This is a genomic window from Kitasatospora purpeofusca (assembly GCF_000718025.1).
Taxonomy (GTDB): Bacteria; Actinomycetota; Actinomycetes; order Streptomycetales; family Streptomycetaceae; genus Kitasatospora; species Kitasatospora purpeofusca.
This window is the reverse complement of sequence record NZ_JODS01000041.1, coordinates 80,985-91,338: the sequence shown is the minus strand read 5'-3', so window position 1 is coordinate 91,338 and position 10,354 is coordinate 80,985. Positions and strand designations below refer to the sequence as shown.

At 75.0% G+C, this 10,354-nt stretch carries 11 protein-coding genes and 1 pseudogene; 5 read left to right on the top strand and 7 right to left on the bottom strand.

Annotated features, from left to right (window positions below):
- Positions 1-254: pseudogene (locus IF01_RS0136870) on the top strand (iron transporter); the annotation flags it as partial.
- Between the two features lie 355 nt (positions 255-609).
- On the opposite strand, the gene IF01_RS44640 reads toward IF01_RS0136870, so the two are convergent.
- From IF01_RS44640 to IF01_RS0136845, 5 genes are all read right to left on the bottom strand, one after another.
- Positions 610-1,788: a CopD family protein gene (locus IF01_RS44640; RefSeq protein ID WP_030397999.1), complete on the bottom strand. Its 1,179-nt coding sequence runs from the start codon at positions 1,786-1,788 to the stop codon at positions 610-612.
- 160 nt (positions 1,789-1,948) lie between these two features.
- On the bottom strand, positions 1,949-2,464 hold the full coding sequence (locus IF01_RS0136860) for a MarR family winged helix-turn-helix transcriptional regulator (RefSeq protein WP_030397998.1): 516 nt from the start codon (positions 2,462-2,464) through the stop codon (positions 1,949-1,951).
- A gap of 111 nt (positions 2,465-2,575) precedes the next feature.
- A complete protein-coding gene (locus tag IF01_RS0136855; RefSeq protein WP_030397997.1) occupies positions 2,576-3,517 on the bottom strand; it encodes a M48 family metalloprotease in 942 nt (313 codons plus the stop codon).
- Entirely contained in the window at positions 3,514-3,933 is a 420-nt protein-coding gene (locus IF01_RS0136850) for a BlaI/MecI/CopY family transcriptional regulator (protein ID WP_037782566.1), read from the bottom strand. Before IF01_RS0136850 ends, IF01_RS0136855 begins: the two co-directional genes overlap by 4 nt.
- A 264-nt stretch (positions 3,934-4,197) precedes the next feature.
- A complete protein-coding gene (locus IF01_RS0136845; RefSeq protein WP_157855456.1) occupies positions 4,198-5,442 on the bottom strand; it encodes a hypothetical protein in 1,245 nt (414 codons plus the stop codon).
- A 324-nt stretch (positions 5,443-5,766) separates the two neighbouring features.
- On the opposite strand from IF01_RS0136845, the gene IF01_RS0136835 reads away from it, so the two are divergent.
- From IF01_RS0136835 to IF01_RS48720, 3 genes are all read left to right on the top strand, one after another.
- Positions 5,767-6,420 (top strand): GOLPH3/VPS74 family protein, encoded by a 654-nt coding sequence (locus IF01_RS0136835; protein WP_030397993.1) that lies wholly within the window; start codon positions 5,767-5,769, stop codon positions 6,418-6,420.
- A gap of 67 nt (positions 6,421-6,487) precedes the next feature.
- Positions 6,488-6,820, top strand: coding sequence for a barstar family protein (locus tag IF01_RS44635; RefSeq protein ID WP_051756915.1), 333 nt, complete (start codon positions 6,488-6,490; stop codon positions 6,818-6,820).
- Positions 6,821-7,045: 225 nt separating this feature from the next.
- Positions 7,046-7,726, top strand: coding sequence for a hypothetical protein (locus IF01_RS48720; RefSeq protein WP_030397991.1), 681 nt, complete (start codon positions 7,046-7,048; stop codon positions 7,724-7,726).
- 29 nt (positions 7,727-7,755) lie between these two features.
- Here IF01_RS48720 and IF01_RS0136820 read toward each other — a convergent pair whose 3' ends face one another.
- Entirely contained in the window at positions 7,756-8,169 is a 414-nt protein-coding gene (locus IF01_RS0136820; RefSeq protein WP_030397990.1) for a (R)-mandelonitrile lyase, read from the bottom strand.
- Positions 8,170-8,422: 253 nt separating this feature from the next.
- Here IF01_RS0136820 and IF01_RS0136815 point away from each other — a divergent pair, with 253 nt between their 5' ends.
- Positions 8,423-9,400: a helix-turn-helix domain-containing protein gene (locus tag IF01_RS0136815; RefSeq protein WP_078880640.1), complete on the top strand. Its 978-nt coding sequence runs from the start codon at positions 8,423-8,425 to the stop codon at positions 9,398-9,400.
- An 83-nt stretch (positions 9,401-9,483) separates the two neighbouring features.
- Here the strand turns inward: IF01_RS0136815 and IF01_RS0136810 are convergent, their stop codons facing one another.
- On the bottom strand, positions 9,484-10,158 hold the full coding sequence (locus IF01_RS0136810) for a DUF4360 domain-containing protein (RefSeq protein WP_030397988.1): 675 nt from the start codon (positions 10,156-10,158) through the stop codon (positions 9,484-9,486).
- Between the last annotated feature and the right edge of the window lie 196 nt (positions 10,159-10,354).

Sequence of the window (10,354 nt, the reverse complement as noted above, 5' to 3'; positions counted from 1 at the left end):
GCCTGCACAACCTCGCCTTCGACATCTCCAGCACCATCCCCAAGGACAGCTGGTACGGCACCCTCCTCAAGGGCGTCCTCAACTTCCAGCCCGACCCCACCGTGTTCCAGATCGTCGTCTGGCTCGCCTACCTCGCACCGACCCTGGCGTTCTTCTTCGGCGTCCTCGGCGGCGGCCCCGCCAAGCCCACCGCGCCCAGGCCCACCGGGGCCTCCGGCACCACCGGCACCACCGAGGCCCGTCCCACCGCCTGACACCACCGGCCCGCGCCACCCGGCGCACCCACGACACCACGCAACGCCCCGCCCGGAACCCCCCGGACGGGGCGTCCGCGTTCCCCGACCCCGACGGGAAAGGATCGGCGGACGAGCTTTCACGAGCCGGCACGGGCGCGAACGGGCACGGCTGGCACCGGGGTTCGCCGAGGCCGGCCCGGGCCCCCTCGGCCCGGTGGAAGGACGCCCCGGCGACCCGGGCGGCTTCCCCACTGCGACCCACCGACCCTTGCGGCGCAACCCTGCACCCCCGAAAGCACGAAACCCCCGGCCCGGCCACCTCCGTGAGGTGGCCGGGCCGGGGGCGTCGGTCCCGCCGAACGCGGTCGGACCGTCAGACCGCTGCGGCCGGGAGCGGACGGCGGGCGAGGAGGTCGGAGACCTTGGCCGTCGCGTACAGGGAGACCGCGAGGGCGACCACCAGCGCGGCACCGGCGGCGAGGATGCTGCCGGAGAAGACCGCCTTGGGGCTGCCGGCCTCGGTGCGGGCCGAGCCGGCGATGAAGGGCAGTACCAGCAGGACGGCGAGGCCCAGCGCGACCTCGCCCCACACGACCTTGGGGAAGTGCCCGAGGGTCAGGTCGCGCAGCGTGGCGGTGTCGTCGGCGAGGCGGGCCCGGGTGATCCGGGGCATCAGCCAGAACTGGTTGAAGGCGCCGGCGGTCACCAGCCCGGCCACGAGCAGCACCTTGACCATCAGCGCGATGCCGTATCCGGTGGTCCACAGCTGCGGGACGCTGCCGACGTGCTTCCAGCTCAGCCACAGGCCGGAGACGGTGATCGCACCGACGCAGACCATCGCGACGAGGCCGAAGCGCTGCCACAGCTGGGCCCAGAGCAGCCCGGCGCCGTCGCCGAGGCTGCGGCGGGTACCGGCCAGGGCGACCAGCAGTGCCAGTCCGCCGAGCCAGACCGTGCCGGAGACGATGTGGACCTGGTCGAGGACGAGGTCGAGCCAGCGGTCGAAGGTGGTCGGCGCGATCGGGGGGACGGCGGCGACCAGGGTGACGGCGAGCGCCGCCGGCAGCGCGGCGAGCACGACGCGGTCGGTGTGCCGGCGGACGGCCGGGACGAACAGGGCGATCATCACGGCCGCGGCAGCGAGGAGGACGATGTTCTGCACGAGGTAGACGGTGCCCTGGGCGATCCAGGCGCCCTTGGCGGCGGGGGCGCGGAGGAAGTGCCAGATCCGGTCGGGGGCCAGGGCGTCGCCGAAGGGCATCCCCTTGCCGGAGCGGGCGACGCGGGCGGCGAGCTGGAAGTAGCCGGCGATCAGCAGCACCACGCCCGCCCAGGCGACGTAGGCCGCCGATCTGGATCTCAGCACCGCGGCGTCGGGGCCGGCTCCGTTGCGCTCGGCGTTCCCGAGCGCGGGGCGCACCGCGGCGGCGTAGCCGACGGTGGCGCCGATGGCACCGCTCAGGCCGATGAAGTAACCGGCCTTGGTGAGGATCCGCCAGGTCTGGGGCATGGTGTATCCGGCCGTGTCCGCGGCCAGCATCAGGCTGTTCATGAGGGAAGGCTAACCTTAGAAAGGTAAGCCTTCCCTCACTTTTTACGGTCCGATTGTTCTACTGGAATCAACCCGTTACGCCCCGGGGAGGCCCCTGGAACCGGTCGGACGCGAACCGGCCGTCATGGCCTTGACCAGGGCATTCGAATGCCCGGACCGCTCAGGCGGACCGGGTGCCGGCCGCCGGCGTCCGGCTTCCGTCACCCGCGGCCTCGCCCAGCCCGCCGGCCCCTCGGGCGGCGGCGGCGCACACGCGTCGGAGCAGCGAGTTGAGCTCGACGCGCTGGCCCCTCGTCAGCGCGGCCAGCAGGCCGTCCTGCGCGGCGGAGGCGTCGGTGTGGAGCAGGTCCAGCGTGGCCCGGCCCGAGTCGGTGATCGCCAGCAGTTCCTGGCGCCCCCCGATGTGGACCACCATCGACTGCAGCAGGCCGCGGGAGAGCAGGTCGTCGAGTGCCCGGTGCGTATCCGCCCCGGGCAGCGCGAGCCGTTCCACGAGGTCCTGTCGGCCGTGCGGTCCCAGGGTGGCCAGTGTCGACAGCAGCGCCTGGTGGGCCGGGGTCAGCCCGCGGTGCTCCAGCCGTTCGGCGAGCAGGCGGTCGACGGCGCGGCCGGCCTCCGCGAGGAGGTAGACGGTCTGCTCGAACGGACTCGAGGATCCCTTCCGTCCGTCGTACAAACCGTGTCCCCATCGTCGAGAGCGTGCGACGTCCCGCGACCGGGACGGTAAGCCGAGGCTCACCATATCCGCGCTTCCGAGGATTGGTCTACATCGATGTCGTCACACCGGTCACCGGCCGGTGAGCGCCTCCGCCGCGTACTCGACGTACTCGTGCAGGCCGTACGCCAGCCCCACTGCCAGCGCGGCCGAGGCCACCACCGCGGCGACGAGCCCGGCGGCGGCTAACCGCGAACCCCGTCCCTCCGGTCCGGCGGGCGCCGGCGCCAGCAGGGCCTGGACCCGCCGCGGCACCGGCCCGCTGTTCACCGCGAGGGGCCGGGCAGCGCGCCCCCCGGGTCCGGCCGCACCGGCCAGGGCGGCACGGGCGATCGCGGTCGCGGCCAGCCTCCGGTCGGACACCGAGCGGGCGGCCGCCTCGTCGGCCCACCGCTCCAGATGGAACTCCAGGCCGGTCCGCAGCCGCGCGAGGGCAGGATGGACGGCGGCGGCGAGGTCGGCGGCCGCCGAGAACAGATGGTGGCGCCCACGGAGGTGGGCCCGCTCGTGCGCGAGCAGCACCGCGCACTCCGACTCCCCCAGGGATTCGAGCATGCCCTCCGTCACGACCACCCGGCCGGCCCGCCCCCGGTGGCGCGGCAGGGCGAACGCCTCCGCCTCCGCTCCCGGCACGATGAGCACATCGCCCTCCGCCGTCGCCCCCTCGGTCAGCCGCCACGCCCACGACAGCACGGCGCGGTGGCGGCGCGCGGCCCGCACCAGCCGGACGGCCTGCACGACGAGCACGGCCCCGGCGACGCCCGCGACCGGCAGCACCGCCGGCCAGTGCGTGGTCACCCCGGTGAGCGGCAGCTGTTCGAGGCCGGCCAGGAACGGCACATGGAGGAGGGCGACCAGCACCGCGACGGTGCCGCCCGCCAGCAGGACCGCCGCGCCCGCGAGGGCCAGGGCGGCCTCGCGCGGCGCGAGCAGCCGCGCGAGCCGGGACGCCGCGGGCACCGCACCCCAGGGAAGCAGGACGGCCAGGGCGACGACCACCAGGACCGCCGTCATCCCTCCTCCGCCCCCGTCGGGTCCTCGGCACCGGGGAGCGGTTCGCTCCCGGCCGCGATCAGAAGGCTCCGCAGCACGTCCTCGTCGTCCGCGGACAGCGAGGACACGAACCGCTTCAGGACGAGATCCCGCTGCGGTTCCTTCTCCAGTTCCCGGCGCATCCGGCCCGCGGCCAGACCGGCGGCGTCCGCCACCGGCGCGTAGGCGAAGGAACGCCCCGGGCGGGTCCGGTCGAGCGTCCCCTTCTCGTGCAGGCGGGCGAGGATCGTCGCCACCGTCGTCCGGGCGAGGTCCTGCCGCAGCGCGCCCTTGACCTCCTGGGCGGTCATCGGCTCCGCCGACGCCCACAGCACCGCCAGGACGTCCGCGACCAGCTCCCCGTGCGGACGCCTCGCCTCCTGCCTGCCCCTCACCATCTTGCTCCCTGTTCCCGCCCGGTCCCGATGCACTCGACCGGCACACCCCGCACCGACAGGACCGGCGGCCGGGGCCGCCCGGAGCGGCGCGGTGAAGAAACAGCGCGGCCGACGTGGGTGAGGTGTGCCTCGGTCGACTCTACGCGGACCGTCGGCACCCCCCGCAAGGCAGTCGGCCAGGGCGTCGCCCCGCAGGCGCGGGTTCGAGAACGCCTCGGAGGCAGGGGTTCGAGGAAACGCCCCGGAGGCGCGGGCCGGGCCGGTTCAGGTGCGGGCCGCGCCGGGGCGGTGCCCCTCGCAGAACCACCCCCCGGGGTAGAGCCGGGCGCGGTGGCCGCAGGCCGGACCATGGCCGGCCGAGCAGACCCCGCGCCGGACCGGGGCGATCTCCGGGCGCAGGATCCGCGTGGGGGCCGCCGCCGGCTCCGGGACCCAGATCGCCTCGCCGCTGTCGCGGGCCGGCAGCGCCGCGAACCTCCGGTGCCGCCGCTCGGCCCACTCCGTCCGGTCCCTCCGGTCGACGACGCAGCGGCTGTCCCGGCGGGAGTGGGGGCGCGGACCGGACGCGGCGGAGCGGTGCGGCGCCGCCGCCCGGTCGGCGGCACCGGCGGCACCGGCGGCGCTCGCGTCCGCCTCGTCGGCGGGCGCGAGCGTGCCACCGCTGTCGAGAAAGGCCTCGCGGTCCTCGGCCGAGGACCAGAAGCGGTGCACGCCCCGGCCCGCCCGCACGGTCAGCGGGACGCAGCTCCCGGCGGCGATGTCGCGGACGAGGTCGTCGAACTGCCGGGGCCGGGGCCCCCACCGCGCGTGACGGCGCCCGCAACTGCCCAGGCGGCGCGTGGGGCACGGCGTCGGCATGCGGTCGCAGAGTTCCAGGGTGAGGGCCCGCACGCCGCCCCGGACCAGCAGGTCGCGCTCCGCGCGCACGGCCGCCGCGGGCAGGTCGTCCGTCCTGGTCCAGTGGACCTCGTCGATCAACGGCGACCGCGGGTCCACCGTGTGCCAGACCGCCGTGATGCCGTCGGCCCGGGCGGCGGCATCACGGCTGCGGGCGGTCTTGGCGGGAAGGTACGACAACTGTGGTTCGAACCCGTACCGTTGTCCGTCCGCGCCGGTGACGAGCACATCGGTGCGCCGCCTGCCGTCCGCGTCGACCACCCCCACCTCGGCGGTGTGACCGGCGCTCTCGGCCGCCCGCACGTACCGCTCCCGGTAGGCCTCGCGCACTTCGCTCCCGCCGGACGGGCTGCGGTGCGGATTGTGGTGCGCGGCGATCCGCAGTCCCTGCCGCTCGAAGACGTACATCCAGGCCCGGGCACCGCGGGCATCCCGGCAGTCCGGGCAGTGGAGTCCGCGCTGGTCGACCGGCCTGCGGTCGCCGACCAGCCGCTCCCACAGACCGGGGTGGGCGGGGTGCCCGAGGTCTTCGCGGTCCAGATCGAGGGTGGCATTGACGAGAGCACAGAAGACTGGGTTGCGTTTGGAGGTTTCGCTGTCGAAATCATCCATGGCATCTCTTTCTCTGCCTTCGGCTACCGGGGTAGGCTCGGGTGAAAGGGTCCGCTGCTGCCATTCCAACGCGCGAACGCCCTTGGGACTCCCGGATTCCGATACCTCGTCGACAGTTGTCCTGATGCACACGGGTATTCGGCGGGTATTCGGCCGCCCGTTCCCGGGAACGCGGTAATTCCCCGCACTTGCCCGATATTCACCGCGCCGGAATCGGCCACCCGCAGCCGGCGTCCGAGCGGTTTCGGGTAGTCCTGTCGACGGAGGGCGGCTCCGACCGTGGGGTGACGGATCGCGGCGGCCGGCGCCCGTATCGTCGGAGGCATGAGCCGAGCCCTGCATCTCTCCGGCTATCTGCTGGCCTTCGACACCCGGGCACAGTCCTTGCAGGACCGCACCCGGGCCGGTTTCCTGGTCCGTGCCGCCGCCCTCGCCGAACTCGCCCACCGGGGCGCCGTCGACGAGGACGGGTCCGGGCACGTCCGGGTCGTCGCCGCCGACCCCACCGGGGACGGTGTGCTGGACGCCCTGCTCGCCGAGGCGGGCGGCGCGTCACGCAGCTGGAAGGCCTGGATCCGGCGCGACCGCGAGGACACCCTGGAGACCGTCGAGCAGCGGCTCGCGGTGCTCGGCGTGGTGACCGTCGCGGACCGCGACCCCCACGGCCGGGTCGTGCCGCATCGGCCGGTGGCGATGGACGACCCGCGCGAGGCCCTGGACCTCCAGCTGCGGGTGGCGGAGCTGGTCCGCGGCAGCACCCCGCCCGCCGAGGCGCCGTTCCCGGACGCGGTGCTCGCCGCCCTGGCCGCCCACGGGCACCTGCGCCTGGTGCTCTCCCGCCACGACCGGAAGGCGCACGCCGATCGCGTCGACGCCCTCACCGACCGCCTCGCCACCACCGCGCCCGGCCTGGCCCGCGCGGTGTCCGGGCTGAACCTGACCATGATCGCCGCCCAGGGCGGCATGGGCGGCGGCTGACCGAACCACTGACCCGCCGAACCGCTGCCCCGCCGTACCGCTGCCCGCCCCGGCCCCGGACCGGCGGGTGGTGATCGACGTCGGCGCCGTCCGCGACGACCGGGAGCTGCACGCGACCTTGCAGCGGGAGCTCGGGTTCCCCTCGTTCCGCGTCAGGAACGGGAACGCCTTCCACGATGCCGTCACCGGCCCGGTCGTCCTCCCCGCCGAGATCCGGTTCACCGGCCGGCCCGCCCTGGAGCGCCGTGCCCCGCACTCGGCGGCCGCGCTGCGCGAGCAGCCGGCGCGGTACCGGGAGGCCCTCGGACGCTGCGTCGTCCACTACCAGGACATGCCCGGCGCACCCCACGGACCGGGCGGGGGTCTGCCCGGCGGGCGCGGACCCGCCGGAGGCCACTGAAACCCGCTCCGCAGGTCCGCGTCAATGTTCTCGGGGCGGTCCGGCACCCGACAGCCTCCACCCGGTAGAAGAAAACCGCAGGTCAAAGGGGTGATCCGAACTGCCGTCGCCGGGCTGCGGGTGGCGTGGCGTGCGTCTCATCCCAGGCGCGACCAAGTTCGTTTCCGTCTCAATGTGGTGGGATGTGCGCACACAAGGTGATGACCGTTGGACAGGGGGTGTTCCATGCGGAACGGACTGTTCGGGCTCGGGCCCGACGCGGGGGCTGCGGATCTGGTGGCCGTGGGTCTGGTCCGGCTGGCCGTGGAGGAGCGGCTGGGGCTCGTGGAGGGCGCGCCGCCGTGGCTGGGGCAGATGCGGGCCGCCTCGTTCGCGGACGCCTGGCTGGCGTTCGCCGACCCGGCCGCTCCGGGCCTGCGGGTGCCGGCCGAGACGGTGCTGCAGGCGGTGGTGCTGCGGGCCGCCGAGCTGGTGCTCCGGCGCGAGGACGGGGACGGTCCGGCGGCGCTGGAGCGGCTGGGGCGGGAGTCGGCCGGGGCCCGGGAGTGGGCGGAGCTCACCGAGGTGTCGCACCCGGCCGAGCCGGACGCGCTCGTCCTGGTCTGGTACGGGGTGAAGACGGCGATGGCCGGTGCCGATCCGGTCGCGGCGGCCGAGCGGGAGACGCTCGGCGCCTGCATCCTCGAACGCGCCCGGGCCTATGTCCGCGAGCACCGCCGGCGCCAGGACATGCTCGCGCTGGTCCTGGCCTGCGCCCGCTCGGCGGCCGCGACGCTGGCCGAGCTCAGCGACGGCGACCGGGACCGGGCGCTGGCCGTGCTCGACGAGCACGCCGCCCGGCACATGGTGCCCACCGCCCCGGTGCCGCTCTGGGTCCCGGGCCGGCCGGGCCAGCTCGCGGGCTGAGCGGGGCGCCACGGACGGACCCGCCGGGCTCAGGCGCTGGTGCCGCGGGCGAAGGCGTACTGCTCCTCGGTGACCGGCTCCAGCCAGGTCGTCTCGGGGCTGCCGTCCTCGGTTCCCTCCCAGGTGGCCAGGTGTTCCATCGAGCCGTCCGGCGCCGCGCCGTGCCAGTGCTCCTCCCCCGGCGGGCAGACCACCAGCTCGCCCGGGCGGGCCGCGAAGACCGCGCCGTCACGGGTGCCGATCAGGGCGGTCCCGGAGACCACGTGCAGGCTCTGGCCCAGCGCGTGGGAGTGCCAGTGGGTGCGGGCCCCGGGTGCGAAGCGGACCAGGTTGGCGCGTTTCCGCGACGGCGCCCCGTCGGGGTGGACCGTGTCCCACCACACCTCGCCGGTGAACCAGTCGGCCGGGGCCCGGCCGGTGGCCGAGGGCTGGGCGAACTCCATGATCATGTGCTCCAGGGGGCGTGCCGAGGGAAATCCGCCGTTCGCGCCGCCGCCGTCCACACCCGCCGCCGGTCGCGGCACGACGCTCGCACGCCGCACGGCCGCCGAAAAGGGGACACTTCCGTCACGCGCGGATTCCACCGGGGGAGAAAACTCTCCCTCCCAGCGGACTTGCCGCAGCAGCCGGTGCGCGGGCACGCTTCTGGCTGCCGATCCCGCCCCCACCACCGGCCGCCGCTGCCACACTGGGGGCATGAGCACCTCAGGCGGCCGCCCGAAGGAACTCGGCGCGTTCCTCTGCACCCGCCGGGCCGAGCTGACCCCCCAGCAGGTCGGGCTGCCGTCCGACGGCACGCCGAGGCGCGTCGCGGGGCTGCGCCGCGCGGAGGTCGCGCGGCTGGCCTCGATCAGCACCGACTACTACACCCGCATCGAGCAGGGCCGGATGCCCGCCTCCACCCCCGTGCTGGAGGCCCTCGCCCGGGCCCTGCGCCTCTCCCCCGACCAGCGGTCCTATCTGCTCGGCCTGGCCGGACGGCCGCCGGCCGAACCCCCGGCCCGCGCCACGGCGGAGGTCACCGAGCACAACCGCCGGCTGCTCGCCCAGCTCGCCACCGGACCGGCCGTCGTCGTCACCCGCACCATGGACGTGCTCGCCTGGAACCCGCCGGCCGCCGCGCTGCTCACCGACTTCGGCCGCCACCCCGTCCGGGACCGCAACTACGTCTGGCTGCTCTTCAACGACCCCGTACTGCGGTCCCGTTACCGCGACTGGGCGGACGGCGCCCGCGCCTGCGTGGCCCATCTGCGGATGCACACGGCCCGCCGGCCGGACGACCCGCGCCTGCACCGACTGCTCGCGCGGATGGCCGACCACGTCGAGTTCCAGCGCTGGTGGCAGGCCCGCGAGGTCGCCGTCCACGCCTCCGGGAACAAGCGGTTCCGGCACCCGCTGGTCGGTGACCTCACCCTGGACTGGGACACCCTGACCAGTGCCACGGCGCCGGACCAGCACATCGTGGTGTGGACCGCCGAGCCCGGCAGTGCCTCCGAACACCGGTTGCACGCGCTCACCGCGCGCAGCGTCGCCGCCGCTCCCCCGGGCCCGGCCGCCGAACCGGTCACCGGCCCGCCCGAGGAGCCGAGCACCGAACCGGTCACCGGCCCGACCGCGGACCCGAGCACCGAACCTGCCACCGGCACGCGCCGCGGCGCACCCGAACCGGCCTGAGGCGCGCCGCCGGCCCGGCCGGGGCAGCGGGACGGCCGCCGCCCCGGCCGGAGTGCCCGGCCGGGGCGGCGGCGACTGCCGGGTCAGCCCTGCGGGCAGCGCTTCCACGCGAAGTGGTAGACCGTGTTGATGCTGCCGTCGGTGGAGTCCATCGTCATGAAGCTGGTGGTTTTGGTCGGGTCCGAGCTGCCGGCGGCCACCCGGAGCTCGGTGTTGATGTTGAAGTTGCGCAGTTCGCCGCACGGCGCCCAGACCAGGGCCTCGACCGCGACGGTGTCGGTCGCCTGCCAGCTGTCGTCGAGCGCGCCGGTGAAGCTGTGGCTGGAGTAGGTGGTCTGCGGCGAGCCCTGGAAGTAGTAGTTGGCGCGCTGGACGGCGGTCGCGCCCTTCTCCAGGTGGGCGAAGCCCCGGTAGTCGGCGGCGGCGACGGCGTACGTGAAGCCCTGCGGGACATGCACGTTCAGGTTGAGCTGACAGTTCTTGCGGAAGTCCGTCGGCTTGGAGCCGAGGCCGACCTGGGCCACGTAGTTGCTGTAGGTGACGGTGAAGGCGGTGTTGTCCGGGGACACGGCGACCGCGGCCGTCCCGGCCGGGCAGCCGGAGCCGTTCACGGTCGCGACGGAGATGACGATCTTGTCCGGCGGCGGGGTGTCCCACCCGGTGGCGAAGGCGGTGCCGGCGGTGCCGACCGTGCCGACGAGGGCTGTGCCGAGCAGTGCCGCGGCGGCGGTGCCGGCGGCCAGGGTGCGAAGGGACATGGGCGCTTCCTCCCTCTCGCCCGTCGGCTGCGGGCCGCGCACCCCCTCGTGCGGGACCACCGACGAGCTTGACGCGTCCATGTCAGCACGTGCTCCCGGCCCCGTACAGCGGCGCGGCAGGGCGCACACCAGGGCGCCCTGGCGGACGTCCCCCGCCCGGCGCGCGCGGCACGCCCCGGGGCGCACGCCGCCTGCA

Excerpts from the sequence above, each read along its gene's own strand:
- IF01_RS44640 (WP_030397999.1), bottom strand. The coding sequence starts at position 1,788 with ATGAACAGCCTGATGCTGGCCGCGGACACGGCCGGATACACCATGCCC.
- IF01_RS0136855 (WP_030397997.1), bottom strand. The coding sequence starts at position 3,517 with ATGACGGCGGTCCTGGTGGTCGTCGCCCTGGCCGTCCTGCTTCCCTGG.
- IF01_RS0136850 (WP_037782566.1), bottom strand. The coding sequence starts at position 3,933 with ATGGTGAGGGGCAGGCAGGAGGCGAGGCGTCCGCACGGGGAGCTGGTC.
- IF01_RS0136845 (WP_157855456.1), bottom strand. The coding sequence starts at position 5,442 with ATGGATGATTTCGACAGCGAAACCTCCAAACGCAACCCAGTCTTCTGT.
- IF01_RS0136835 (WP_030397993.1), top strand. The coding sequence starts at position 5,767 with ATGAGCCGAGCCCTGCATCTCTCCGGCTATCTGCTGGCCTTCGACACC.
- IF01_RS48720 (WP_030397991.1), top strand. The coding sequence starts at position 7,046 with ATGCGGAACGGACTGTTCGGGCTCGGGCCCGACGCGGGGGCTGCGGAT.
- IF01_RS0136820 (WP_030397990.1), bottom strand. The coding sequence starts at position 8,169 with ATGGAGTTCGCCCAGCCCTCGGCCACCGGCCGGGCCCCGGCCGACTGG.
- IF01_RS0136815 (WP_078880640.1), top strand. The coding sequence starts at position 8,423 with ATGAGCACCTCAGGCGGCCGCCCGAAGGAACTCGGCGCGTTCCTCTGC.
- IF01_RS0136810 (WP_030397988.1), bottom strand. The coding sequence starts at position 10,158 with ATGTCCCTTCGCACCCTGGCCGCCGGCACCGCCGCCGCGGCACTGCTC.